Origin of the sequence: Variovorax sp. YR216 (assembly GCF_900107745.1) — a bacterium.
Lineage (GTDB): Bacteria > Pseudomonadota > Gammaproteobacteria > Burkholderiales > Burkholderiaceae_C > Variovorax.
The window spans coordinates 685,069-710,828 of sequence record NZ_FNRO01000001.1 but is presented as its reverse complement, the minus strand read 5'-3'; the positions used below and the strand labels follow the sequence as shown (position 1 = coordinate 710,828).

Sequence of the window (25,760 nt, the reverse complement as noted above, 5' to 3'; positions counted from 1 at the left end):
CAATGAGCAACGCCGCCGTGACCGACATCTCCGTGCTGCCCGAAGCCGAAGTGGCCCGCCTCGAGGCGCGCTTTCCCGCGCGCAGCGTGCCGGTGCGCGGCGGTGTCGTCTCGGTGCGTGAATGCGGCGCCGGTCCCGCGCTGGTGTGCCTGCATGGCATCGGCTCGGGGGCGGCGTCGTGGCTCGACACGGCGCTGCTGCTCGAATCGGATGCACGGCTGATCGCCTGGGACGCGCCGGGCTACGGCGCCTCCACGCCGCTCACGCCCGACGCGCCGAAGGCGGCGGACTATGCCGAGCGCCTGCTCGGGCTGCTCGACGCGATGGAAATCGAATCGTGCGTGCTGGTCGGTCATTCGCTAGGCGCGCTCACCGCGGCTTCGGCGGCTCGTCCGGGTTCGCCGCTGGCTGCGCGCATCCGGCGGCTGGTGCTCATCAGCCCGGCCGCCGGCTACGGCACGCGCACGGAAGCCAGCCAGCGCGTTCGCGCCGAGCGCCTCGATACGCTCGACAAGCTCGGTGTCGCCGGCATGGCCGCCCATCGCTCGGGCCGCCTCGTGTCGGACAACGCCAGCGAAGTCGCGCGCCAATGGGTGCGCTGGAACATGGCCCGACTGAACGACCGTGGCTACCGGCAGGCCGTCGAGCTGCTCTGCGGCGCCGACCTGCTGGCCGACCTGCCGCCGGCGATGCCGGTGCGCGTCGCCTGCGGCGAGCTCGACGTGGTCACGACGCCTGCGAGCTGCGAGGAAGTCGCGAGGCAATGCGGCGTCGCGCTCGAACTGCTCCCCGGCGCGGGCCATGCCAGCTACGTGGAGCGGCCCGCGGTGGTGGCGCCACTGCTGCGAGAAGCGCTGGCCGCCTGACCCGAACAACAAGCAACAGAACCAGAGACTTATGACCACCCCTGGCAATGAAGTGATCGAAGAGGGCTCCGACCGGTACAACGTTCCGGCGCTGGAGCGCGGCCTTCGCGTGCTGTGCGAATTCAGCCGCGAGAACCGCACGCTGTCCGCACCCGAGCTGGCGCGCCGGTTCGACCTGCCGCGCTCGACGGTCTTCCGTCTGCTCACCACGCTCGAGAACATGGGCTTCCTCGAGAAGACCGAAGGCGGCCGCGACTACCGGCTCGGCCTCGCGGTGCTGCGTCTGGGCTTCGAGTACCTCGCGTCGCTCGAACTCACGCAGCTCGGCACGCCGCTCCTGCAGCGCCTGTGCGAGGACGTGCGCACGCCCTGCAACCTCGTGGTGCGCGACGGCCGCTCGATCGTCTACGTGGCCAAGGTCGCGCCGCCGACGCCGTTCGCCAGCTCGGTCACGGTCGGCACGCGCCTGCCGGCGCATGCCACGGTGCTCGGCCGCATCCTCCTGGAAGACCTGAGCCTGCCGCAGCTGCGCGCGCTCTATCCCGAAGAGCGGCTCGAGACCTTCTCGCCGAGCACGCCGAAGACGGTCACCGAGCTGTTCGACATGGTCCAGGCCGACCGCTCGCGCGGCTACGTGCTGGGCGAAGGCTTCTTCGAGTCGAACATCTCGACCATCGCCGCCCCGGTGCGCGACCACAGCGGCCACATCGTGGCGGCGCTGGGCGCGACCATCACTTCGGGCCATATCGAAGAGAACCGCATGGACGAGATGGTGCAGCGCGTGCGCGATACCGCCGATGCCATCTCCGGCCTCCTGAACTATTCGCCCGCGGCGTCGGCCAAGGTGGTTCCACTTCGGAACGGCACCCGCGCCGACGACCGGGCTTGAGACGATCATGACCACGCCAACGATCTCCACTCCCTTCTTCGCGCCCGATGCGCTCGCAGGCCGCGTCGCGGTCGTGACGGGCGGGTCTTCCGGCATCGGCCTTGCGACGGTCGAGCTGCTGCTCGAATGCGGCGCGTCGGTCGCGCTGTGCGGCCGCAATGCCGAGCGCCTCGATGGCGCGGTGGCGGGCCTTCGCGCCAGGTTCCCGAAGGCCGAGCTGTTCGCCCGCACCTGCGACGTGCTGGACGCCGAATCGGTGCAGAGCTTCGCGGCCGAGAGCGACGCCGCGCTCGGCGCTGCGTCGATGCTCATCAACAACGCGGGGCAGGGCCGCGTCAGCACCTTCGCCAACACCGAAGACGCGGCGTGGACCGAAGAGCTGCACCTGAAGTTCTTCTCGGTCATCAATCCCACGCGCGCCTTCCTGCCGCAGCTCGCGGCCCAGCGCGTGTTGCTCGGCGACGCGGCCATCGTCTGTGCCAACTCGCTGCTCGCGCGCCAGCCCGAGCCGCACATGGTCGCCACCTCGGCCGCACGTGCGGGTCTGCTGAACCTCGTGCGCTCGATGGCCACCGAGTTCGCGCCGCAAGGCGTGCGCGTCAACGGCATCCTGATCGGCTTGATCGAGTCCGGGCAATGGCGCCGCCGCTTCGAGGCGCGCGAAGACAAGAGCCTCGACTGGCCCACCTGGACCGGCCAGCTCGCCAAGAGCAAGCACATCCCCATGGGCCGCCTCGGACTTCCCGTCGAAGCCGCGCGCGCCATCCTTTTCCTCGCTTCGCCCCTCGCTTCCTATACGACGGGCGCCCACATCGACATCTCCGGAGGCCATTCCCGCCATGCATAACCCCACCAACACCGTCACCGTCGGCGCAGTCGTCGCGGCTTTCCTCGAACAGTGCGGCGTCAAGGCTGCGTTCGGCGTCATCTCCATCCACAACATGCCGATCCTGGACGCCTTCGCCCAGCGCGGCGCGGTCCGGTTCATCTCGGCGCGCGGCGAAGCGGGTGCGGGCAACATGGCTGACGCCTATGCGCGCTCGACCGCCAGCCTCGGCGTGGCGATCACCAGCACCGGCCCGGCCGCAGGCAACATCGCCGGCAGCATGGTCGAGGCGCTGACCGCCGGCGCGCCGGTCCTGCACATCACCGGCCAGATCGAGACGCCCTACATCGACAAGGGCATGTCGTACATCCACGAGGCACCGGACCAGCTCACCATGCTCAAGGCCGTCTCGAAGGCTGCCTTCCGCGTGCGCAGCGTCGAGAACGTGCTCGGCACGCTCAAGCGCGCGGTGCAGGTCGCGCTGACCGCGCCGACCGGCCCGGTCAGCGTCGAGATCCCGATCGACATCCAGTCCGCGCTCGTCGCGATGCCCGAAGACCTGTCGCCGCTGCCCATCGAAGCCGCGGTTCCGTCCAAGGCCGGCCTCGACGCACTGGCCGCGAACCTCGCGAAGGCCAAGCGCCCGATGCTGTGGATCGGCGGCGGTGCCCGCCATGCCGGCGCGGCCATCAAGCGCCTGCAGAAGCTCGGTTTCGGCGTGGTCACCACGACGCAAGGCCGTGGCACGGTGCCCGAGGACGATCCGGGCTCGCTGGGCGCCTACAACATCCAGAAGCCCGTCGAGGCGCTCTACCAGACCTGCGATGCGATGCTCGTCGTCGGTTCGCGCCTGCGCGGCAATGAAACGCTGAAGTACGAGCTGAAGCTCCCGCGCCCGCTCTACCGCATCGACGCCGACGGCGCCGTCGAAGGCCGTTGCTACACGACCGACGCATTCGTCTGCGGCGACTCCGCCCTCGCGCTGGAAGGCCTGGCCGATCGCCTCGAAGCCGCCAAGTACAAAGCCGATCCGAAGCTGCTGACCGACCTGCGCGCTGCGCACGACGAAGCTGTCGCGTCGCTGCGCGATGGCCTCGGCCCGTACGCCGAGCTCGTGAGCCGGATCCAGGCTTCTGCCGGCCGCAACTTCAACTGGGTGCGGGACGTGACCGTCTCCAACAGCACCTGGGGCAACCGCGAACTGCGGGTGTTTGAACCCAGCCAAGGCGTGCACGCCACCGGCGGCGGCATCGGCCAGGGCATGCCCATGGCGATCGGCGCAGCCATCGGCGCGGCGGTCACCGGCTCCGGCCGCAAGACCTTCTGCCTGGCCGGCGACGGCGGCTTCATCCTGAACCTCGGCGAGCTCGCCTGCATGGTCCAGGAAAAGGCCCCGATGGTGATCGTGCTCATGAACGACAAGAGCTACGGCGTCATCAAGAACATCCAGGACGTGCAGTACGGTGGCCGCCGCTGCTATGCCGAGCTGCACACGCCCGACTACGACCTGCTGTGCAAGTCGATCGCGCTGCCGCATGCCCGCGTGACCAGCCTCGACCAGCTGCCGGCGCGTCTTGACGAAGCCCTGTCGACCGACGGCCCGTTCCTGCTCGAGATCGACATGCTGACGATCGGCAGCTTCAAGAGCACCTTCGCCGGCCCGCCGACCAACAAGATCACGCAGATCCCCGCGCTGAGCGGCGGCAAGTGAGCGGGGCACCAGCAATGACCGTTCGTATCGCCCTGATCGGCTGCGGCGCCATCGGCACCGCTGCGCTCGAACTGCTGCGCGAAGACGCGGGGCTGTCGGTTGCAGCCATCGTGGTGCCCGCCGATGCCTTCGCGGCAACGAAGGATGTCGCCGCGCGTCTCGCCCCCGGCGCCCAGGTGGTGTCGGCCGTGCCGGCCGAAGGCATCGATCTCGTGGTCGAAGCCGCGGGGCACGCCGCCATCGAGGCACATGTGCTGCCCGCGTTGCAGCGTGGCACGCCCTGCGTCGTGGCATCCGTCGGTGCGCTGTCGGCGCAAGGCTTCGCCGAGAAGCTCGAAGCTGCGGCGGTCGCCGGCAAGACCCAGGTGCAGCTGATCGCCGGTGCGATCGGCGCCATCGATGCACTGGCCGCGGCGCGCATCGGCGGCCTCGATACCGTGCGCTACACCGGCCGCAAGCCGCCGCACGCCTGGAAGGGCACGCCGGCCGAGCAGGGCCGCGATCTCGGCGCGCTGACCGCCGCGACCGTGATCTTCGAAGGCAGTGCGCGCGAGGCCGCGACGCTCTACCCGAAGAACGCCAACGTCGCGGCCACCGTGTCGCTCGCCGGCCTGGGCCTGGACCGCACCAGCGTGCGCCTGATTGCCGATCCGTCGGTCACCGAGAACGTCCACACCGTCGAAGCCGAAGGTGCCTTCGGCAACTTCGAGCTGACCATGCGCAACAAGCCGCTGGCGGCCAATCCCAAGACTTCCGCGCTGACCGTGTACAGCGCCGTGCGCGCGCTGCGCAACCGCGTAGCGGCCCTCACGATCTGAAGCTCCCCCTGAAGCGAGTCACCCCATGATTTCCACCGAACTGCTCCCCATCAACGTCGGCGGCGAATGGCGCCTCGGCGGCGCCGATGTCTACGAGAGCCTCTATCCCGCCACCGGCGAGCCGATCGCGCGCCTGAAGGCCGCGAGCCTGGCCGATGTCGAAGAAGCGATCCAGCGCGCCGACCACGCCTTCCGCACCAGCGGCTGGGCACAGAAACTGCCGCACGAGCGCGCTGCCGTGCTGCACCGTGTGGCCCACCTGATCCGCGAGCAGGCCGAAACCCTCGCGCAGAAGCAGCGCCTGGACAACGGCAAGCCGATCAACGAAACCCGCGCACTGGTGGCCAGCGCCGCCGGCACCTTCCAGTTCTTCGCTGCCGCACTCGAAACCCTCGAGGAGACCATCACGCCGTCGCGCGGACCGTTCGTCACCATGAGCGTGCACGAGCCGATGGGCGTGGTCGCAGCGATCACGCCGTGGAATTCGCCGATCGCGAGCGAAGCGCAGAAGCTGGCGCCGGCACTCGCCGCCGGCAATGCGGTGGTCGTCAAGCCCGCCGAAGTCACGCCCGTCATGGCGCTCGAACTGGCCCGCATCTGCGAAGAAGCCGGCGTGCCGAAGGGCATCGTCAGCGTGCTGCCGGGCAAGGGCTCGGTGATCGGCGACGCCATCACCAAGCATCCGCTGGTCAAGCGCGTGTCCTTCACCGGCGGCACTACCACCGGCAAGCACATCGCGCACATCGCGGCCGACAAGATGATGCCGGTGTCGCTGGAGCTCGGCGGCAAGTCGCCGACGATGGTGCTCGAAGACGCCGACCTTGACCACGCGGTCAACGGCGTGCTCTACGGCATCTTCAGCAGCTCGGGCGAATCGTGCATCGCGGGCTCGCGCCTCTTCGTGGCGAGCAACATCTACGACGAATTCCTCACGCGGCTGGTCGAAGGGGCCAACGCGCTGCGCGTGGGCGACCCGGCTTCCGAGCGCACGCAGATGGGGCCACTGATCACCTCGCGCCACCGCGAGAGCATCGAGCGCTATGTGGAACTCGGCGTCTCCGAGGGCGGGCACATCCGCACCGGTGGGGTGCGCCCGCACGGCAACGGCATGGACAAGGGCTACTTCTACACGCCGACCATCCTCGAAGGCCTCACCAACAACGCCCGGATCAGCCAGGAGGAAATCTTCGGCCCGGTGCTGGTTGCGATGCCCTTCGACAACGAGGAAGAGCTGATCGCGCAAGCCAACGACAGCGTCTACGCGCTGGCAGCCGGCGTGTGGAGCCGCGACTTCAAGCGCGCCTGGAAGCTCGGCCGCGCGGTTCAGGCCGGCACCGTCTGGGTCAACACCTACAAGCAGTTCTCGGTCTCCACGCCGTTCGGCGGCTGGCGCGACAGCGGCCTGGGCCGCGAGAAGGGCCGCGAAGGCATCTTCCAGTACATGGAGCAGAAGAGCATGTACTGGGGCACCAACGAGCAGCCCCTGCCGTGGGCCAACTGACAGGAAGAACCAAATGAGCGTATTGGGCATTGACCAGATCACCTACGGCGCGGACGACCTCGCCACCTGCCGCACCTTCTTCCAGGACTGGGGCCTGACCCTGAAGTCCGAAGCCGCCGACGAGCTCGTCTTCGAGTGCCTGAACGGTTGCCGCGTAGTGGTCGCTGCGCTCGGCAAGCCCGGGCTGCCGGTCGCAATGGAAGAAGGCCCGACGCTGCTCGAGGTGGTGTGGGGCGTGCAGAACGACGGCGACCTCGACCGCTATGCCGCCGCGATCGCGAAGGATCCGGGCTTCACCGACGGCAAGGTCGAAGGCGCGCGCCGTATCGGCTGCATCGATCCGAACGGGCTCTCGGTGCGCCTGCAGGTCTCGCGCAAGCGTGCGGTCGAAGTCGACTGCGGCGCCATGAATACCTGGAACGCGAAGCAGCGCATCAACCAGCCCGCGCCGATCTACGAACGCGCGACCCCGATCGAAGTCGGCCATGTGGTCTTCTTCGTGAGCGACGTGAAGGGCACCAGCGCTTTCTATGCAGACCGCTTCGGTTTCGTCGGCTCCGACAGCTACCCGAACCGCGGCGCCTTCATGCGCTGTGCGCCGGACGGCGGCCACCACGACCTGTTCCTGCTGCAGCTTCCCTCCGGCAAGCGCGGCCTGAACCACGTCGCGTTCACCGTGCGCGACATCCACGAAGTGTTCGGCGGCGGCCTGCATTTCTCGCGCAAGGGTTGGGACACGCAGCTCGGCCCGGGCCGTCACCCGGTGTCGTCGGCGTACTTCTGGTACTTCAAGAACCCGGCCGGCGGCTTGATCGAGTACTACGCGGACGAGGATCAGCTCACCGCCGAATGGCAACCCCGGGAGTTCGAACCCGGCCCGACGGTGTTCGCCGAATGGGCGATCGACGGCGGTCTCGATGGCAACACCCGTCGCCAGAAGAATGTCGAAGGCCCGCAGGGCAAATTCCTCACTGAAAAGAAATGAAGGTCATGACCATGAATCGCCGTACTTCCATGCTTCGCCTGCTCGGCACGACGTTGCTGGCCCTGGGGGCCCTGACGTCGGCGCATGCCCAGACCGAAGCTCAGAAGCAGCTCGGCAGCGAACGTTTCACGATCGTCTCGCCGTTCCCGCCGGGCGGGCCTGTCGACACGCTGGCGCGCATCCTGTCCGACGGCCTCGCCAAACGCTACGGGCAGGTCGCCGTGGTCGACAACGCCGCGGGTGCGGCGGGCAACATCGGCATGGACAGGGTCAAGCGCGCCAAGGGCGACGGCCACACGCTGCTGGTCGTGCCGGCCGGCAACCTGACGATCAACCCGACCTTGATGCCGAACTTCCCGTTCAACATCGAGAAGGACTTCGTGCCGGTCACGATGCTGGCGAAGGCGCCCAACGTGCTGGTGGCTGCGCCCACCGCGGGCATCAAGACTGCGAAGGACCTGGTCGCGCAGGCCAAGGCCAAGCCCGGCACCCTGTCGTATGCGTCCCCGGGCGTGGGCAGCGGCCTGCATCTGGCGGGCGAACTGTTCAAGCAGCAGGCCGGCGTCGACCTGATGCACGTGCCGTACAAGGGCACGGCGCCCGCGCTCAACGACGTGCTGGGCGGCGTGGTGCCGCTGATGTTCAGCAACCTGCCGGGCACGCTGCAGTTCATCAAGAGCGGCAAGCTGGTCGCACTGGGTATTACCGATTCCAAGCGCACGCCGGTGGCGCCGGAGATTCCGACGCTGGCGGAGCAGGGTATCCAGGGCGTGAACGTGACCTCGTGGTATGGCCTGCTCGCGCCCGCCGGCACGCCGCCGGCGGTGGTCGAGCAGCTCGCGAAGGACGCGGCCGAAATGCTGGCCAGGCCCGATGTGCGCGAGAAGCTTCAGGCACAAGGCATGACCGCCGCCACCATGAAGCCGGCCGAGTTCGCCACCGCGATGCGTGACGAGACCAAGGTCTGGGCCCAGATCATCAAGGCGCGCAACATCGTCGCCGAGTAAGTGCAGGAACCGGAACGAAGCATGAGCACCGCAGCAGCCTCGTCCTCGATGCTTCTCACGATCGTGATGAAGCATCACCCCGGCCTCACGCTGGACGACGTGCAATCGCGCATGAAGGCCAGCGACTGGTGGGAATCCTTTCCGCCGGAAGGCACGCGCATCGTCTCGTGGACGGTGGCGATGGGGCTGGGACAGATCCTCACGCTGGAGCTGCCGCCCGAGAAGCTGCCGCTGGTGAACCTCGAACTCGAACGTCGTGCGTGGGGCGTCTTCACCACCGAGTGCTATCCGACCTACGACTTCGTTCCGGTGCGCGAACGCATCCGCGAGCGCGTACGCAACGGCGGCCAGTGAGGCCGCACCTGAACAATGACCCAATCAACCCCGATGGAGCGAACCATGACCGACCGTTACCTCGACCCGCACCAGGCGCGCACGCGCACTCCCACCACCTACGAAGACCTGCTCGGCGACGCGATCGAGCGCGCCTACGCAGCCGGCATCCATGATCTGGCGAGCCTGGTGGAATCGCTCAACAACAGCGGCCTGAGCAGCCCGAGCGGCCAGCTCTGGACCGAAGCCATCTACCGCCAAGAGATCGCCGCGCTCGGCAACTGATCCGTCCGACATTCATTCTTCATCCGAGGAACCACCATGACGACCATTCCCATCCAAGTCGATCCCGTTGACCAGCTGCTCGAAGTCGGCCTCAAGGATCTCTGGTATCCGATCTGCCCGTCGTATCTCATCAAGGAAAAGCCGGTTTCGCTGCGCCGCCTTGGCCGCAAGCTCGCGTTCTGGCGCGATCACGCGGGCAAGCTGCATGCACTCGAAGACCGCTGCCCGCATCGCGGCGCGCCGCTGTCGCAGGGCGTGATCCTGGGTGATCGCCTGTCGTGCCCCTATCACGGCGTCGAAGTGCGCTGCGACGGCGTGGTCACCAAGGTACCCGGCAGCCCGGGTTGCAAGCTCGAAGGCTCGCACGCGACGCGCTTCTTCCACGTGGAAGAGAAGGCCGGCGCGGTGTGGCTCTACAACTCGAAGAACGATGTCGAGACGCCGCCCCCGCTGGTGCTGCCCGAGCAGCTCACCAACGAGGACGAGTATTCGCACTTCCTCTGCTACGCGGAGTGGAAGGGCGACTACCGCTACGTGCTCGACAACGTGATGGACCCGATGCACGGCACCTTCCTGCACAAGCAGTCGCACTCGATGGCCGAGGGCGATTCGACCGCCAAGTTCGGCATCCGCGCGACCGACACCGGGTTCGTGTTCGAGAAGGAAGGCCAGCGCAACGTCAACTTCGACTGGACCGAGTGGGCCGATACCGGCGTGCACTGGATGCGCCTGGAGATCCCGTACCCGAAGACCGGCGGCCCCGGCGGCAACTTCATCATCGTCGGCAGCTACACGCCGATCTCGCCGACGCTGTCGTGCGCCTTCCACTGGCGCGTGCGCAAGCTGCCGAAGGGCTGGGAGCGCGATACGTGGCGCTTCCTCTACAAGAACCGCCTTGAGGCACGCCACTGGCACGTGCTCGAACAGGACCGCGTGCTGATCGAGAACATGGAGGCCGACGCGAACCAGCACGAGCAGCTCTACCAGCACGACCTGGGCATCGTCCGCCTGCGTCGCCACATGCGCAACCTGGCCCAGCAGCAAATCGAAGCTGCCACCCAGTCGGCATGACCTCCGGAGCCGCCATGCCCGTGCGCCGTGTCGTCTGCGAAGCCATGCCCGATCTGCCGCACACCACCTGGTCCAACGCGCTTGTCGTCGGCCAGGAGGTGGTGCTCTCGGGGCAGACGGCGCATCCCGCGACGCGCGACGCCGCGCAGGCCGGCCAGCCGCTCGGCGCCTACGAGCAGGCGCTCGTGGTGCTGCGCAAGGTGCAGGCCCTGCTCGAAGCCGCGGGCGGCGGCATCCACAACATCGTGAAGCTCGTGGTGTACGTGACCGACATCGCGGACAAGGACGAGGTCGGGCGCGCCCGGCGCGATTTCTTCGCGCAGGCGCCGGAATCGGCATACCCGGCCTCCACCCTGGTTGCGGTCAGCGCGCTGGTGTTTCCCGAACTTCGCGTCGAGATCGACGCATTCGCGCGGCTCGACGTCGACCTGCGCACCGTCAACTGAATCGTTTCTTCGAGGTTTCCGCCATGTCTTCCCCCACGCTGAACGCCCTGGTGCACACGATGCGCTACGAAGCCGACGGCATCGTCAGCGTCGAATTCCGCCCGGCCTCGCCGGACGTGGACTTCCCCGCCTTCGAGGCCGGCTCCCACATCGACCTGCACCTGCCCAACGGACTGGTCCGCAGCTACTCGCTGTGCAATCCTTCGAGCGACCGCCAGCGCTACGTGGTGGGCGTGCTCAACGACCGCAAGAGCCGCGGCGGCTCGCGCTACGTGCACCAGCAGTTGCGCGTGGGCATGACGCTGCCGATCTCGGCGCCGCGCAACAACTTCAAGCTCGAAGAGGGCGCGCAGCGCTCGGTGCTGGTGGCCGGCGGCATCGGCGTGACGCCGATCTGGTGCATGCTGCAGCGCCTGGTGGCGATCGGCAAGCCGGTGGAGATCCTCTACTGCGCGCGCACCCGCAAGGAAGCGGCGTTCTGCGAGGCGATCGGGGCGCTCGCGGCCGAGAAGGGCGTGCAGCTCACCTGGCACTTCGATGACGAGAAGGGCGTGCCGCCCAATCTCGCCGAACTGCTGGCAGGCAAGGGCGCCGACAGCCACTACTACTGCTGCGGCCCGACGCCGATGCTCGACAGCTTCGAGAAGGCCTGCGAGCAGCTCGGCTTCCCGCATGCGCACATCGAGCGCTTTGCGGCGGTGCACGTCGAAGCGCCCGCAGCGACGGCGACCTACATCGTCGAATGCGCGAAGAGCGGCAAGTCGGTCGAGGTGCCGCCGGGCAAGTCGATCCTCGACAGCCTGATCGATGCGGGCCTGAACCCCGACCACAGCTGCAAGGAAGGCGTCTGCGGCGCGTGCGAGACGAAGGTCATCGAGGCCGGCGAGATCGATCACCGCGACGGCATCCTGACCAAGGCCGAACAGGCGGCCAACAAGACCATCATGATTTGTGTTTCGGGCTGCAAGCGCGGCCCGCTCGTCCTGGATATCTGACGCGGTATCCAACCCCAGCCCCTCGAAAGAAAATTAGATGAAAAAGACAGTAGTGGCCGCGGCCGCTTGCATGGCCGTGGGCGTCGCCTGCGCGCAATCGAGCGTGACGCTGTTCGGCGTGCTCGATGCAGCCGTCACCTACACCACGGGTTCCGGCCCCCTGGCCACCAGCAAATGGCAACTGACCAACAGCGCCAACACCTTCAGCCGCCTGGGTTTCCGCGGCACCGAGGACCTCGGCGGTGGCTACGCGGCGAGCTTCTGGCTCGAAGCCGGCCTGCAGAACGACACCGGTAGCGGCTTCACCACCAACACCAACAACCAGTCCAGCGGCAACACCACGCTCGGCGGGTTGACGTTCAACCGCCGCTCCACCGTGAGCCTCTCCGGGCCTTTCGGCGAAGTGCGCGCGGGCCGCGACTACACGCCCACCTTCTGGAACACGGCGCTGTTCGACCCCTTCGGCACCGGCAGCGGCATCGGCGCCAACCAGATCTACTTCTCGGGCTTCGGCGGCCTGACCTCGGCGACGGGCACGCGCGCGTCCAACAGCGTGGGCTACTTCCTGCCGCCCACGCTCGGCGGCTTCTACGGCCAGCTGATGTACGCCATGGGCGAGAACGAATCGCGCTCGGACATCCCGGGCCTGCTGCCGACCTGGAACCACAACGATGGCAACTACGTCGGCGCGCGCGTGGGCTACCTGAACGGCCCGTTCAACATCGCGCTGGCCACCGGCCGCACCACCTACACGCTCATCGCGGGCAACCAGCCCGCGTCGAACAACCTGCGCGTGTCGAACATCGGCGCGTCCTACACCTTCGAGTCGCTGTGGAGTCTCAAGCTCATGGGCGAGTACTACGACGAGTCGCAGGGCACGCTGGACGGCAAGGGCGCACTGGTGGGCTTCAACCTGCCGATCGGTGCGAGCGAGATCAAGCTGTCGTATGCGCGTTACGAGCGCGAGCCGGCGGGCAATGTGCCCAAGCCGACGACCTCGAAGGTGGCGCTGGGCTACGTCTACAACCTGTCCAAGCGCAGCGCCGTGTACGCCACGGTCGCGCGCATCTCCAACAGCAACGGGGCTGCGCAGGCGCTCAGCGGCTCGACAACCTCGCCGAACCATGATTCGACGGGGACTGAGTTCGGTATGCGCCACGCCTTCTAGTTCCGGCGCCGCCCATTACAGGAGCATTGCCATGCAAGCCAGACAATTTCGTTGGTACGGTGTGATCACGCTGTTCGTGATCGTCGCCATCTCCTATGTCGACCGCATCAACATCGCGGTTCTCATCACGGACCCCGCGTTCCTCGGTCACATGGGCATCGCCGCGACCGACCGCGTCAGCCAGGGCTTGCTCGCGACCGCTTTCATGGTGGGCTACGGCGTGTCGGCCTTCGTGCTGACGCCGTTCTGCGCGGGGCTGTTCGGCGTGCGAAAAAGTCTGATCATGGGCCTGGTCCTCTGGGGCGTGGTGACCTTCGCCACGCCCTGGTTCACGGGCTACGGCATGCTCCTCGCGTCTCGCATCCTGCTCGGCGTCTCCGAAGGGCCGTTGTTCTCCCTGGCTTCGTCGTACATCAAGGCGCACTTCGAGGACCGGGAGAACGGCAAGCCGAATTCCTTCGTCAATATGGGCACCGGGCTGGGCCTCGCGGTGGGCTATCCCTTCGTCGGGTATCTGCTCGCCACCTATGCATGGGACACCTCCTTCCACGTGCTCGGCCTGCTGAACATCGTGCTGGGTATTCCGCTGGTGATCGCCTTCGTGCGCATGCCGGCGTCCTATGCGACCCAGGCCAAGCCGCGCACCTTCGGCGAGGCGATGGCCAAGGTGGCGGGCATCGCCCGCGGCGCCCTGCACACGCGGCACCTCGTGCTCATCACGGTGCTGACTTCGGCGGTGCTGTCCTATCTCTGGGGCGGCAGCAACTGGCTGCCGGCCTACCTCAAGGAAGCGCGCGGCTTCTCGCTGCGTGAGATGGGTTGGCTCGCATCGCTGCCGCAGTACGCGACCGTGCTGGCCGTGCTGCTGGGCGGCGTGCTCATCGACAAGATCGAGCGGCTGCACGTACCCTTCATCTTCATGGGTGCGAGCCTCGGCGTGGGGCTGTCGGTGCTGCTGGCGATCAGCGCGCAGGACCGCTACGTCGCCGCGTACTCGCTCATCGCGGCCAACTTCTGCTGGGGCCTGATGAGCCCGGCGATCCCGAGTACGGTGCAGTACTGCTCGCGGCCCGAGCACGTGGCCAGCGCCTTCGGCGTGGTCAACGGCACGGGCAGCCTGGTGGCGGGCTTCATGCCGGCCATGATGGGCGCGGTGATCGGTGCGCTCTCGGGCGGCGCGGGCACACCGGGCGGTTCGGCAGCAGGCTTTTTCGCAGGCTTCGCGATGCTGATCGGTACGCAGTTGGTCGTGTTCGTCTGCGGCCTGATCCTGTGGCTGCGCGAGCGCCATGCGCCGCAGCCGGGCATCACGGCGACGGCGGCCTGACTGCCGGAGGCGGGCGGCCGTCCCGCCTCGCCGTTCAGCCGGCCGCCGTGGCGTTGGCCGGCTTCACCAGGCCATCGGCCTTGAACATGGCCTTGATGCCCCGCACCGCCTGCCGGATGCGGGACTCGTTCTCGATCAGCGCAAAGCGCACATAGTCGTCGCCCTGGTCGCCGAATCCGATCCCCGGCGATACGGATACCTTGGCCTTGGCCAGCAACTGCTTGGCGAACTCGAGCGAGCCGAGCGAGCGGTAGGGCTCGGGGATCTTCGCCCAGATGTACATCGACGCCCTGGGCTTGTCGACCTGCCAGCCGGCCTCCATGAGCCCCTTGTAGAGCACGTCGCGCCGCCGCTGGTACTGCCCGGCGATCTCGCGCACGCATTGCTGGTCGCCTTCGAGCGCCGCGATCGCCGCGACCTGCACGGGTGTGAACGAGCCGTAGTCGTGATAGCTCTTGATTCGCGCGAGAGCCGTGACCAGATCGGCGTTGCCCACCATGAAGCCGACGCGCCAGCCGGCCATGTTGTAGCTCTTGGAAAGGGTGAAGAACTCGACTGCGATGTCCTTCGCGCCCTTGACCTGCATGATCGACGGCGCCTTCCAGCCGTCGAACACGATGTCGGCGTAGGCGAGGTCGTGCACCACCAGGATCTCGTGCTTGCGCGCGAGCGCGATCACGCGTTCGAAGAAGTCCAGCTCTACGCACTGCGCGGTGGGGTTCGACGGAAAGCCGAGGATCATCATCTTCGGCTTGGGGTAGCTGCCGCGAATCGCCTTCTCGAGTTCGGCGAAGAAGTCGATATCCGGATTCATCGGCACCGAGCGGATGTCGGCCCCGGCGATCACCGCGCCGTAGATGTGGATCGGATAGCTCGGATCCGGCACCAGCACGGTATCGCCGCGATCGAGCGTGGCGAGCATCAGGTGCGCGAGTCCTTCCTTGGAGCCGATCGTGACGATGGCCTCGGTGTCCGGGTCGATCTCGACGTCGTAGCGCTCGCGATACCAGTGGGCGATCGCGCGGCGCAGGCGCGGAATGCCCTTGGACGACGAATAGCCGTGCGTGTCCGGCCGTTGCGCGACTTCGGTGAGCTTGGCGACGATGTGCGCCGGAGTGGCGCCATCGGGGTTGCCCATGCTCATGTCGATGATGTCCTCGCCGCGCCGGCGAGCCGCGAGCTTGAGCTCGGCGGTGATGTTGAAGATGTAGGGGGGAAGGCGGTCGATGCGTGCGAAGCGGCGCGTGCCTGCGGATGACATGAAGAGTTTCCTTGAACGTGAGCGCCCGGAACCGTCCGAGCGACGTTGGCGCCGCGTGAACCGACCAGAGTCGATGCACGCGGCGCCGGACTCATCATAGCGGCCGCGTCGTCACTTCGCGAGCAGTTCGCGCAACCAGTCCTTGCACTGGTCCGCGCCTTCGAGCGGCCATTCGATGTGGATCGTCTTGTCGAGCTGGCGAACTTCGATGCGGATCGAGCGATCCGCTGCGACGGCGTGGGCAGCGCGACCGTTGCGCACGCCGAGCAGGCGGGACCACCAGCCGGGTTCGGTTTCGCGTTCATGTGCGTTGGCCGCTCGCGCGGGCGCGACGTGCGGGCGCGCCGCATGAATTGGCTTGCCGTTGTCGGAGAGGACCGGGGCGACGGCCGAGGCTGCTTCGTGCACGAGCTGCGGCGCTGGCTTGCTCGCGGCGGCGGCCTTGGATGCGGGTGCCGGCGCGGCAGGTGCCTTCGTCGCCGCTGCAGGCGCCTCACCGCCATCGATGCGCGCGACAAGGTTCGCGCCGAACTCTTCCCACATCCGGTCGGCCTTGGTCTTCATCACGCTGAGCCCGAAGGTGCCGAGTCGGCCGAGCACGTCGACATTGACCTTGATGCGCAGCTCGGTGCCGCCCTCCGCCGTCGGCGTGAGGAAGATCTCGCTCTGCTGCTTCAGCGAGCTGGCGACCGAGGCGTCTTCGCCCGTGCCTTCGGCGCGCAGGTAGCTGGGTTCGCGCTGCTCCACGATGGTGGTGCGCAGCTTGAACTTGGCGTTGATGAAGGCGATCTTCACGTGCATCAGCGCGACGTACTCGACGTCGCTCACCACATCGATCGATTTCATGCCCGGCACGCAGCCGCCCATCACCTGCGGGTCGAGCAGCAGGGCCCATACGCGCTGCGGGGACGCAGCGACGGTCAGTGTCTTTTCAATTTCCATGCATCTTCTCCGCGGCGGTCAGGATGGATTCGACGATCTGGGTGTAGCCGGTGCAGCGGCAGAGATTGCCGTTGAGCCCGTGCCGCACTTCGTCGGCGGTCGGTTGGGGGTTGTTCTTGAGCATCGCGCACGAGGTCATCAGGAAACCTGGCGTGCAGTAGCCGCATTGCAGGCCGCCGCATTGCATGAAGCTTTCCTGCAGCGGGTGCAACTGATCGCCGTTGGAGAGCCCTTCGACGGTCGTGATCTCGCAGCCCTGCACCTGCACGGCGAGCTTGAGGCACGACTTGACGACTTCGCCATCCACCAGCACCGAGCAGGCGCCGCAGATGCCGGTTTCGCAGCCGCGCTTGGTACCGGTGAGGTGCAGGTCGTCGCGCAGGAAGTCCGACAGCAGCCGGCGTGCCGGCACTTCGACGCTCTGCGCCTCGCCGTTCACTGTGCATTCGATACGGTGCTGGCTCATTGAAGCGCTCCTTCGTTCAAGTCGAGGCCGAACAGTTCGGCCACGGTGCGGCGCGCAACGATGCGCACCATGTCGCGGCGGAAGTCCGCCGAGCCGCGTGCGTCGGACACCGGCTCGATGTCGGCGGCGATGATGTCGGCCACCTCGGCCGCGATGTCTGCAGTGACCGTTCGGCCTTCGAGGAAGGACTCGGCGCGGCGAAGCCGGGTCGGGATCGGCGTCGATGCACCGACGCTGAGCTTTGCTTCGCGGCAGAGCAGACCTTCGCGCCGCGCGACGAGGGCCACGCTCGCGAGCGGCCGGTGCTCGGCTGCGGTGCGCAGGAAGCGCGTGTACACGCCGGTGGTGCCGGCGGCGAGCGGCGGCACGCGGATCTCGACGACCATCTCGTCGGGCTCCAGCGCGGTGACGTAGTAGTCGACCAGGAACTCCTCGATGCTCAGCACGCGCTCGCCGCGCGCACTCCCGAGGACGATCTGCGCATCGAGCGCCATGAGGCAGCCCGGCGGATCGGTCGACGGGTCGGCATAGCAGAGGTTGCCCCCGATCGTGCCCTGGTTTCGCACCTGCGGATTCGCCACGCGCGAGGCCATGCTGGCGAGCACCGGGTAGTGCTTCTGCACGATCGCCGAGTTCGCGACATCCGCGTGGCGCGAGAGGGCGCCGATGCGCAAGCCGTTCCGCGGATCGAAGTCGATGCCGCGCAGCGCCTCGATGCGTGCGAGCGAGACGAGGTGCGTCGGCGTCAGCATGCGCTGGCGCATGCCCAGCATCAAGGCGGTGCCACCCGCGATGGCGCGGCATTCGTCGCCGAGGTCGCCGAGCATGCGGCTGGCTTCGTCGACGGTGGTCGGCTCAAGGTAGTCGAAGTCACGCATGCTGCGTCTCCTCTTGCTTCGCGCGCAATGCGGCAAGGATCTTTTCAGGGGTGATCGGCAGGTCGGTGATGCGCACGCCGACGGCGTCGAACACCGCGTTGGCGATGGCGGGTGCGCCGGGCAGGATCGCGGTTTCGCTCGCGCCCTTCGCGCCGTAGGGCCCGTTCGGGTCGTTCGATTCCACGAAGCCGCCGCGCAGCAGCGGCACCGCGTCGGCGGTGGCCATGGTGTAGTCGGCGAAGTTGCCGTTCATCAGGCGGCCGTTGTCGAGCTGGAGCTGCTCGTAGAGCGCCCAGCCGAAGGCCTGCACCGTCGCGCCATTGGTCTGGCCGTGGATCGCAATCGGATTCAGCGCCTTGCCGCAGTCGTCCGAGACATAGCTGTCGAGCACGGTGACCTGGCCGGTCTCGGTGTCGACCTCGACTTCGACCGCTTGCGCGGCGAAGGAGTAGGCCGGCGCGATGTTGCCGTAGACCTTGTCGTCGTGCATGACGGTCTTGGCGTCCCAGGTGCCGCTGACCTGGATGCCTTCGCCGCCGTGCGTCCAGACGTGGAGCTTCGCCAGTTCGGCGATGGTCGCGCGGCGTTCGGGTGCATCGGCGGCGAAGACCGCGCCGCCAGCGAGCTTGAGTTGATCGGCCGGCACGTTCCACTGCTTCGATGCGAGCGCGAAGAGCTTGTCGCGCGCCATGCGCGCCGCCACGATCGCGGCATTGCCGGCTGCGATGGTGACGCGCGAGGCGAGCGAGCCGATCGCGATCGGCGAGGTGTCGGTGTCGGGCTGCAGCACGAGCACATGCGCGAGCGGCAGGTCGAGTTCATGCGCGACCACCTGGCTCAGCATGGTCATCGCGCCTTGGCCCATGTCGCATTCGCCGCTCATGATGAAGATGCGGCCGTCTTCGTTGATCTTCACGACGACGGTGGAGCCGTCCCAGTTGCCGATGGTGCGGTTGCCGCTGACGTGCATCGCGGCGGCCATGCCGACGCCGCGCTTCCTGGGCCCCTTGGACTTCGGCGCCTTGCGCTTGGCTTCCCAGTCGAGCGCCTGCGTGGCCTGGTCGATGCATTCGACGAGACCGGTGCTGCCGATCTCCCAGCCGTGGATCGACACGTCGCCCTTGCGGATCGCGTTGCGCTTGTGGATCTCGATCGGGTCGAGCCCGAGCATGCCGGCCATCGTATGGATGTGGCTGTTGAGCGCGAACTGCATCTGCGTGCCGCCGAAGCCGCGGAACGCGCCATGCGGCGGGTTGTTGGTGTAGACCAGCGTGGCATGCGAGCGCACGTTGGGGTTGCGGTGCATGTTGTCGCTGCGCATGGCGGTGACGTGCATCACCTCGGCCGAGAGGCCGGAGTAGGCGCCGCACTCGGCGACGATGCGCACGTCCTTCGCGACGATGATCCCGTCCTGGTCCATGCCCAGCTTGAGCGTGATGCGCTCGGGCACGCTCGAGCAGCACGCGAGGAAGTCCTCGAGCCGGTTGTTGACCAGCCGCACCGGCTTGCCGGTCTTCACCGCCAGCAGCCCGGCGATGAGGTTGTTGGCGTCTTCCACCAGCTTGCCGCCGAAGCCGCCACCGGTGGTCGCCTGAAGCACGCGGATGCTCGAAATCGGCCGCTCCAGGGCGGCGGCGAGCCGCAGTCGCGCCTGCGTAATCGACTGCGTCGAGGTCCACACGACGAGCCGGCCTTCCGGATCGATCGTCGCGACCGTGCCCATCGGCTCCAGGTAGCCCGGGTACTGCGCGTGCGTGTCGTAGGTCGCTTCGTGCACGATGTGCGCGGAAGCAAAGCCCGCATCCGCATCGCCGCGCTCGAAACGGATCTCGTGCGAGATGTTGTTGCGGCCCGGATGCACGCCCGGCGCGTCCTCGTCCATCGCCTCTTCGGTCGTGAGGATCGCGGGCAACTCTTCATACTCGACGCGGATCAGGTCCAGCGCATCGCGCGCGATCTCTTCCGTCGTCGCGGCCACCGCCGCCACTTCCTCGCCCGCGAAGCGAACGACGCCTTCGGCGAGGATCCGCCGTTCCTTGTGATGCACGCCCCACATTGCGCGCGGCGCATCGGCGCCCGTGAGCACCGCCTTCACGCCCGGCAGCGCGAGCGCCTCCGACACATCGATCGACACGATGCGCGCATGCGGGTAGGGACTGCGCAGCACCTTGCCGTGCAGCATGCCCGGCACCTTGATGTCGCCCGCATACATCGCGCGCCCAAGCACCTTGGCCCGCGCCGTGACTTGCGGAATATCCGCCCCCAGCGTCGAAGCGCTGGGCGTAGAAAGTTCAGGGGGATTCTTCATATTCACCTCACACCGCCGCGCCCCCTTCAAGGGCAAGCGCAGCGAAGCCCATTCGCGAAACACCGCGGATCCGGCTCTGCCCGTCCGCCGGTGTTGCCCCCGGTAGGGGGTTGGCGTAGCGACACGAAGTGCGCGCAGCCTGGGGGCGAGCCTTATTCAGCACTAATGCCCAGGTCCTTGATGATCTTGCCCATGACCGTGTAGTCGGTCGAATTGATCTGGCTCAGCTTGTCGGCCGCGCCGCCTGCGGGCAGCGCGCCGAACACGGCGAGCTTCTCGGCCACTTCAGGCTGCTTGAGGATCTCGTTGAGGTTCTCGTTCAGCATCTTCACGACCGGTGCCGGCGTGCCCTTGGGTGCGAAGAAGCCGTTCCACGCACCGACGACTACGTCCTTGTAGCCCAGTTCGACCAGCGTGGGCACGTTCGGCGCAAGCTTGGAACGTTGTGCATCGCCGATGGCGAGCGGGACCAGGCGGCCGTTCTCGAGGTACGCGCGCACGGCGCCGAAAGTGACCCAGGCGGTATCCACATGGCCGGCCACCACGTCGGTGACCGACGGCCCGACACCCTTGTAAGGCACGTGCGTGAACTTCACGCCCGCGGCCTTGTTGAGCCATTCGCCCACGATGTGCATCGGCGAGCCGGCACCCGGGCTGGCGTAGGTCACCTGCTTGCCGCCCTTGGCGAGCTTGATCAGGTCCGGCAGCGTCTTCACGCCGACAGCCGGGTTTGCGACCAGCACCAGCGGCTGCGTCGCGGTGTTGATGATCGGCTCGAAGCCATGCAGCACGTCGTAGCTTGCGCTCGGCGACAGCTTCATCACCAGCGGCGCGGTGGTGAAGGGGTTGGGCGTGAACAGCAGCGTGTAGCCGTCCGCCGGAGCGCGGCTGACGAAGTTGTTGCCGAGCGCGCCGCCGGCGCCGGGCTTGTTGTCGATGATGACCGCCTGGTTCAGACGCTGCGAGAGCTTGTCCGCGAACAGGCGCGCGATGGCGTCGGTGTCGCCGCCTGGGGGATAGGACACGATCACGCTGATCGTCTTGGCAGGGTAGGCCGGCTGGGCGAAGGCGGCGGGTCCGGCGGTCATGGCGCAAGCCGCCATCGTGGCCGCAAGAAGAACTTGGCGACGGGTCGAGAACATCACTGGCTCCTGGAAAAGAACCATGGGAGGCGAAGACTCCGCATGGCGGCTGGCATCGTGGAAGGGTTGATTTATTAGTGAAACATTGATTCACTAACGAGAGATAATTCTGCGCCTGTATGTTGATGCATCAACTTGCCGTAACTACCTATTGACAAAAATAATTTCATTATGAAATTCATATCAATCGAGTGCGGCGGCGCTCATGGAACAATGCGCGCCACATGACTGACCAAAGTTCTTCCCGGCCAGCCGGCGCACAGACAACGCCCTGGACCGAACTCGACGCGCTGGGCACGGGCCTCACCGTCGATGCCTTCATCACGACCATGATGAGCCAGGTGGGCAATGCCCTGCGGCGCATCGTCACGCTGCCTTATGCCGACCAGTTCGGCCTTTCGGTCTCTGAATGGCGGGTGCTCTCGCTCGTGGCCCATGCGCAGACACTGGCCTTCAGCGACCTGGTGCAGCAGTCGACCTCGGACAAGGCGCTGGTCAGCCGCACGCTCAAGCTGCTGGAGAACCGCGGCCTGGTTGAACTGCGGGCCGAGGGCAACACGCCGCGCAAGAAGGTGTTTTGCTCGATCACGGAGGCGGGCAGGGCGCTGCACACCGAGGCGATTCCGATCGCGCGGCAGCGGCAGGCGACGGCGCTGCGCGTGCTGGATTCGGAGGAGCGGGACGCGCTGTACCGCGCGCTGGTCAAGCTGCGCGAGTACTGCCGGGTGGAAGAGGAAGCAAGGGGGCGCCTTCCGGCATCACGGGATGGGTCGGGATTGGATATCTAGCGACACCGCGGTGGCGGATCGCGCCGTCGGCGCCATCTCGCCCCGATACATGGACCCACCGGCCAGCGAAGCGAGGCCCGTTCGCGAAATCCCGCGGAACCGGCTTTGCCGGGCCGCTGGGATTGCCCCCTGGAAGGGGGTGCAGAGCCACACGAAGTGGGCGAGGCTGGGGGTCAGCTCTTGTACGACGGATCGACGCGATCCAGCTTGCGAATCAGCGACGGCCACACGAAGGCACCACCCATCCCACCGGTCTGCACCTTCATCGCGTGGCCCACGCCGTCGACGATGCGCGGGTCGACCTGCGTGAGCTCGCCACCGCCAGCCTGCGCGGCGATCTGGATCTGGCAGGTGTTCTCGAAGATGTACATCGAGAGGAAGGCGTCCGCGATGGTCTTGCCCACGGTCAGCAGGCCGTGGTTGCGCAGCATCAGGAAGTTCGCCTCGCCCATGTCGGCCTGCAGGCGCGGCTTTTCATCCTCGCGGAAGGCCACGCCTTCATAGTCGTGGTACGCCAGCGACGCCAGCACGAAGGTCGATTGCTGGCTGATCGGCAGCACACCATTCTTCTGCGCGCTGACCGCGATGCCCGCGCGGGTGTGGGTGTGCAGCACGCACTGGATGTCCTCCCGCGCCTCGTGCACCGCACTGTGGATCACGAAGCCGGCCGGGTTGACCGGGTAGGGCGAGTCGATGACCTTGTTGCAGTTCTTGTCGACCTTGATCAGGCTCGATGCGGTGATCTCGTCGAACATCAGCCCGTAGGGGTTGATCAGGAAGTGATGCTCCGGCCCCGGCACGCGCGCGCTGATGTGGGTGAAGACGAGATCGCTCCAGCCGTAGAGCGCCACGAGCCGGTAGCAGGCGGCAAGGTCGACGCGCAATTGCCATTCTTCGGCGCTGACGAGTTTCTGGACTTCGCTGGGGGCGGTGGCGTTCATCGGGGTCTCCTGGTGGCGGGGTTCAGGCGGCGGCCTGTTCGGATTTCAAGGCGGACTTGTAGAGGCTCTGGCGCGGCTGCGCCATCACACGCCGGAGCATCGGCTCGAATTCGCTGATCGGCAAGGTCTCCGCCTTCGGATCGAAGGCGGGGTTGTCGTAGAGCTCGCAGAACTCGGCGGTGCGCTCGAAGTTCGGGTGGCTGCGGAAGTTCTCGCGCAGGTCGCGGTCCAGCCCGATGTGATGGAAGAAGTAGTGGCCCTGGAAGATGCCGTGGTGCTGCACCATCCAGTGGTTCTCTTCGCTCACGAAGGGCTTCACGATGGCAGCGGCGATGTCCGGATGATTGAAGGTGCCGAGCGTGTCGCCGATGTCGTGCAGCAGCGCGCAAATCACGTACTCCTCATCGCGTCCGTCACGCAGCGCCCGCGTCGCGGTCTGCAGCGAATGCGCGTAGCGGTCGATCGGAAAGCCGCCGTAGTCGCCTTCGAGGATCTGCAGGTGCTTGATCACGCGGTCGGGCAGGCCGGTTGCGAAATGCATGAACTCGCCGCCGATCCGTTGCCAGTCTTCGCGCGTGCTGTCCTGCATGCGGGTGAAATTCGCTCTTGCGTTCATCGTCTCGTCTCCGTGGGGTGCGGCCCACTGTAGACCGCTGGTTGACGCTGAACTGTCAAAAATTTGACAATGCGGCGCCCAGACAAACCCCCGCATGCCGCCGCCTTCCAGACCCCGCATCTCCGCCGCCCACCGCCGCGCGCTGGAGGCCAATCCATGGTTCGCCTCGATGAGCCGCACGCAGCGCGAGGCCTTGCTCGGTGCCGCCGAATTGATCCACGTGCGGCGCGGCGCCATGGTCTTCAGGCAGGGCGACCCGGTGCATGTGGCGGGCGCGGGCTTCTACGGGCTCGCGGCCGGAACCATCAAGATCTCGACGCTGCGGCAGGACGGCCGCGAGGCGATCCTCGCAGTGCTCGAGCCCGGCAACTGGTTCGGCGAGATCAGCCTCATCGACGGATCGCCGCGCACCCACGATGCCACCGCGCTGTCGGCGCTCGACCTGATGGTCGTGCCCTACGAAGCCTTTGCGCGGCAGATGCAGGATGCGGTTTTCGCGCGCGCGATTGCCGCGTTGCTGGCGGCGCGCGTGCGTGGGCTCTACGGACTGATGGAGGACGCGACCCTGCGCGGGCTGCGTGCCCGCGTGGCGCGGCGGCTGATGTCGCTCGCACGTGGCGACGTCACGCAATCGCCGGAGTTGCGCCGGACGGTTTCGCTGCCTCAGGAGGCGCTTGCAATGATGCTGGGCGTCACGCGCCAGACGTTGTCGAAAGAGCTCAATGCGATGGCGCAGGAGGGTGTGATCGCGCTCGGCTACGGACGCATCGAGCTGCTGTCAAGCGACGCACTGCAGCGATTGGGCAGCACGGCATAACCAGGGCACCCGCGGAACCGGCTCCGCCGGGCCGCAGGGGTGCGCCCCCTTGAGGGGGTGCAGAGCCACACGAAGTGGGCGAGGCTGGGGGTGGGCTAACGCAGGACCCGACCGTCCTTGGCGATGCTGATCAGGTCGATGCTGCGACCTGGATCGCGCAGCCCCGGCCGCAGATTGATGCGGAACCCGCCGACGTCGTAGTCCGTCATGCCGGCCATCGTCCGCTGAAGCGTGGCGGGCGTGAAGCCCTTGCCCGCGCGGCGCACCGCTTCGCCGGCGGCCTTGGCGGCGATGAAGCCTTCGAGGCCTTCGTAGGAGGCGGTCTGGTCGGAGTTGTCGACCGCGGCGAGGTATTCCTTGACGATCGGGATCGCCGATGGGCGCGGCGACGGCACCACCTGCGAGATCACCATGCCGCCCACGTCCTTGCCGAGCGTCGCGTAGAGCGGATCGATGCCCACGATCGAGAAGGTCGTCAGGGTGCCGAAATAGCCGCTCTTGCGCAGCTTGCGCACCACGTTGGACGTCGTGCCCGACAGCGACACCAGCACGATCGCCTGCGGCGACTGCTTCAGCACTGCCGCCACCGCGGCGTCGATCTTGTCGCTGCTGTCCGACACCATCGCGGTGGCGACGAGCGGCGGGTTCTTGAGCTCGTTGATCGCCTGCTCGACCGCCGCGAGGCCAGCGCGGCCCATGGCGTCGTCGTCGCCGATGAGCGCGATGCGCGTCTGCCCGACGGCGGCGCACTGGCGCAGGATCTTGATCGCCTCGTCGGCCATGCTCGGGCGCACGTGGAAGACGTTGGGGGAGTTCGGGCCGCGCAGGTTGTCGGCGGCCGCGAATGGCGCGAACAGGATCGAGCCCTGCTTTGTGGCGACGGCGGCGCCGGCGTCGCTGCTGGCGGTGCCGACGAAGCCGAAGAGCATGTCCACCTTGTCCGCATCGAGGAGCTTGCGCGCGTTGGCGGTGGCGCGCGTGGCGTCGTAGCCGTCGTCGAGCTGCAGCAGCTTGAGCTGGAGGCCGCTCGCCGCGCTGGATTCGTTGAACTGGTCGGCGTAGAGCTTGGCGCCCGCCGCGAACGCGAGACCGATCTCGCTGGCCGCGCCGGTCAGCGGCACCGATTGCCCGAGGACCACGGTGCGCGGCGCCGCGGCAGCAGCCAAAGCGCGGCCGGTGCCGGCCGATTGCGCGTGGGCCGGTCGTCCCGCGTAGATCGCGCCGCCGCCGAGCAACAGCATGACGCCGGTCCTGCCCACCCAACTCCTGCGTGTCAGCTCCATCGCTCAACCTTTCTTGCAATTGACAAAAAATGTAGCAACACGGTTGGCGTAAACAAAGGGACTAATTCACGGGACTGACGTCAGCCCGTC

26 protein-coding genes are annotated in these 25,760 nt (G+C 67.2%); 17 read left to right on the top strand and 9 right to left on the bottom strand.

Annotated elements, in window-relative coordinates:
- Positions 1 to 2: 2 nt before the first annotated feature.
- The 15 genes from BLW05_RS03380 to BLW05_RS03310 are packed head-to-tail and all read left to right on the top strand — an operon-like array spanning position 3 to position 14,228.
- The gene (locus BLW05_RS03380) at positions 3 to 866 is read left to right on the top strand and encodes an alpha/beta fold hydrolase (protein WP_093159631.1); all 864 of its coding nucleotides are present in this window, start codon (positions 3 to 5) and stop codon (positions 864 to 866) included.
- Positions 867 to 897: 31 nt separating this feature from the next.
- Positions 898 to 1,755, top strand: a complete 858-nt coding sequence (locus BLW05_RS03375; protein ID WP_093159628.1) for an IclR family transcriptional regulator — start codon at positions 898 to 900, stop codon at positions 1,753 to 1,755.
- Positions 1,756 to 1,762: 7 nt separating this feature from the next.
- Complete coding sequence (locus BLW05_RS03370; RefSeq protein ID WP_093159626.1) at positions 1,763 to 2,602, top strand: SDR family oxidoreductase; 840 nt, start codon at positions 1,763 to 1,765, stop codon at positions 2,600 to 2,602.
- Positions 2,595 to 4,292 (top strand): thiamine pyrophosphate-binding protein, encoded by a 1,698-nt coding sequence (locus BLW05_RS03365; protein WP_093159623.1) that lies wholly within the window; start codon positions 2,595 to 2,597, stop codon positions 4,290 to 4,292. The genes BLW05_RS03370 and BLW05_RS03365 overlap by 8 nt, the downstream gene beginning before the upstream one ends.
- Positions 4,293 to 4,306: 14 nt before the next feature.
- Positions 4,307 to 5,110 carry an aspartate dehydrogenase gene (locus tag BLW05_RS03360; RefSeq protein WP_093159621.1) on the top strand — a complete coding sequence of 268 codons (804 nt, stop codon included), beginning with the start codon at positions 4,307 to 4,309 and terminating at the stop codon, positions 5,108 to 5,110.
- A gap of 25 nt (positions 5,111 to 5,135) precedes the next feature.
- A complete protein-coding gene (locus BLW05_RS03355) occupies positions 5,136 to 6,611 on the top strand; it encodes an aldehyde dehydrogenase (protein WP_093159618.1) in 1,476 nt (491 codons plus the stop codon).
- A 13-nt stretch (positions 6,612 to 6,624) separates the two neighbouring features.
- Positions 6,625 to 7,596: a VOC family protein gene (locus BLW05_RS03350; protein ID WP_093159616.1), complete on the top strand. Its 972-nt coding sequence runs from the start codon at positions 6,625 to 6,627 to the stop codon at positions 7,594 to 7,596.
- 11 nt (positions 7,597 to 7,607) lie between these two features.
- A complete protein-coding gene (locus BLW05_RS03345) occupies positions 7,608 to 8,603 on the top strand; it encodes a Bug family tripartite tricarboxylate transporter substrate binding protein (RefSeq protein ID WP_093160445.1) in 996 nt (331 codons plus the stop codon).
- Positions 8,604 to 8,624: 21 nt separating this feature from the next.
- Positions 8,625 to 8,957: a hypothetical protein gene (locus BLW05_RS03340; protein ID WP_093159613.1), complete on the top strand. Its 333-nt coding sequence runs from the start codon at positions 8,625 to 8,627 to the stop codon at positions 8,955 to 8,957.
- Between the two features lie 33 nt (positions 8,958 to 8,990).
- On the top strand, positions 8,991 to 9,221 hold the full coding sequence (locus BLW05_RS03335) for a recombinase-like helix-turn-helix domain-containing protein (protein ID WP_218135142.1): 231 nt from the start codon (positions 8,991 to 8,993) through the stop codon (positions 9,219 to 9,221).
- Between the two features lie 36 nt (positions 9,222 to 9,257).
- Positions 9,258 to 10,292 carry an aromatic ring-hydroxylating oxygenase subunit alpha gene (locus BLW05_RS03330; protein ID WP_093159608.1) on the top strand — a complete coding sequence of 345 codons (1,035 nt, stop codon included), beginning with the start codon at positions 9,258 to 9,260 and terminating at the stop codon, positions 10,290 to 10,292.
- Between the two features lie 14 nt (positions 10,293 to 10,306).
- Entirely contained in the window at positions 10,307 to 10,738 is a 432-nt protein-coding gene (locus BLW05_RS03325; RefSeq protein ID WP_256329996.1) for a RidA family protein, read from the top strand.
- 23 nt (positions 10,739 to 10,761) lie between these two features.
- The gene (locus BLW05_RS03320) at positions 10,762 to 11,733 is read left to right on the top strand and encodes a PDR/VanB family oxidoreductase (protein WP_093159606.1); all 972 of its coding nucleotides are present in this window, start codon (positions 10,762 to 10,764) and stop codon (positions 11,731 to 11,733) included.
- 37 nt (positions 11,734 to 11,770) lie between these two features.
- Complete coding sequence (locus BLW05_RS03315; protein ID WP_093159603.1) at positions 11,771 to 12,901, top strand: porin; 1,131 nt, start codon at positions 11,771 to 11,773, stop codon at positions 12,899 to 12,901.
- Between the two features lie 31 nt (positions 12,902 to 12,932).
- Complete coding sequence (locus tag BLW05_RS03310) at positions 12,933 to 14,228, top strand: MFS transporter (protein ID WP_093159600.1); 1,296 nt, start codon at positions 12,933 to 12,935, stop codon at positions 14,226 to 14,228.
- Between the two features lie 34 nt (positions 14,229 to 14,262).
- Here BLW05_RS03310 and alaC read toward each other — a convergent pair whose 3' ends face one another.
- The 6 genes from alaC to BLW05_RS03280 form a co-directional block, all read right to left on the bottom strand.
- On the bottom strand, positions 14,263 to 15,489 hold the full coding sequence (gene alaC, locus BLW05_RS03305; protein WP_093159598.1) for an alanine transaminase: 1,227 nt from the start codon (positions 15,487 to 15,489) through the stop codon (positions 14,263 to 14,265).
- A 111-nt stretch (positions 15,490 to 15,600) separates the two neighbouring features.
- The gene (locus tag BLW05_RS03300) at positions 15,601 to 16,431 is read right to left on the bottom strand and encodes an SRPBCC family protein (RefSeq protein WP_093159595.1); all 831 of its coding nucleotides are present in this window, start codon (positions 16,429 to 16,431) and stop codon (positions 15,601 to 15,603) included.
- Complete coding sequence (locus BLW05_RS03295; protein WP_093159592.1) at positions 16,421 to 16,897, bottom strand: (2Fe-2S)-binding protein; 477 nt, start codon at positions 16,895 to 16,897, stop codon at positions 16,421 to 16,423. The genes BLW05_RS03300 and BLW05_RS03295 overlap by 11 nt, the downstream gene beginning before the upstream one ends.
- On the bottom strand, positions 16,894 to 17,775 hold the full coding sequence (locus tag BLW05_RS03290) for an FAD binding domain-containing protein (protein WP_093159590.1): 882 nt from the start codon (positions 17,773 to 17,775) through the stop codon (positions 16,894 to 16,896). The genes BLW05_RS03295 and BLW05_RS03290 overlap by 4 nt, the downstream gene beginning before the upstream one ends.
- Positions 17,768 to 20,083 carry a xanthine dehydrogenase family protein molybdopterin-binding subunit gene (locus BLW05_RS03285; protein WP_093159587.1) on the bottom strand — a complete coding sequence of 772 codons (2,316 nt, stop codon included), beginning with the start codon at positions 20,081 to 20,083 and terminating at the stop codon, positions 17,768 to 17,770. Before BLW05_RS03285 ends, BLW05_RS03290 begins: the two co-directional genes overlap by 8 nt.
- Before the next feature lie 152 nt (positions 20,084 to 20,235).
- Positions 20,236 to 21,225 carry a Bug family tripartite tricarboxylate transporter substrate binding protein gene (locus tag BLW05_RS03280; protein WP_093159584.1) on the bottom strand — a complete coding sequence of 330 codons (990 nt, stop codon included), beginning with the start codon at positions 21,223 to 21,225 and terminating at the stop codon, positions 20,236 to 20,238.
- Between the two features lie 224 nt (positions 21,226 to 21,449).
- Between BLW05_RS03280 and BLW05_RS03275 the strand changes: the two genes are divergently transcribed.
- Entirely contained in the window at positions 21,450 to 22,013 is a 564-nt protein-coding gene (locus BLW05_RS03275) for a MarR family winged helix-turn-helix transcriptional regulator (protein ID WP_093159582.1), read from the top strand.
- 173 nt (positions 22,014 to 22,186) lie between these two features.
- On the opposite strand, the gene BLW05_RS03270 is transcribed toward BLW05_RS03275, so the two are convergent.
- Positions 22,187 to 22,954, bottom strand: coding sequence for a class II aldolase/adducin family protein (locus BLW05_RS03270; protein WP_093159579.1), 768 nt, complete (start codon positions 22,952 to 22,954; stop codon positions 22,187 to 22,189).
- Between the two features lie 22 nt (positions 22,955 to 22,976).
- Positions 22,977 to 23,570: an HD domain-containing protein gene (locus tag BLW05_RS03265; RefSeq protein WP_093159577.1), complete on the bottom strand. Its 594-nt coding sequence runs from the start codon at positions 23,568 to 23,570 to the stop codon at positions 22,977 to 22,979.
- Positions 23,571 to 23,664: 94 nt separating this feature from the next.
- Between BLW05_RS03265 and BLW05_RS03260 the strand changes: the two genes are divergently transcribed.
- Complete coding sequence (locus BLW05_RS03260; protein WP_093159574.1) at positions 23,665 to 24,387, top strand: Crp/Fnr family transcriptional regulator; 723 nt, start codon at positions 23,665 to 23,667, stop codon at positions 24,385 to 24,387.
- Positions 24,388 to 24,482: 95 nt separating this feature from the next.
- Here the strand turns inward: BLW05_RS03260 and BLW05_RS03255 are convergent, their stop codons facing one another.
- Positions 24,483 to 25,670: an ABC transporter substrate-binding protein gene (locus tag BLW05_RS03255; RefSeq protein ID WP_093159572.1), complete on the bottom strand. Its 1,188-nt coding sequence runs from the start codon at positions 25,668 to 25,670 to the stop codon at positions 24,483 to 24,485.
- Positions 25,671 to 25,760 lie beyond the last annotated feature (90 nt).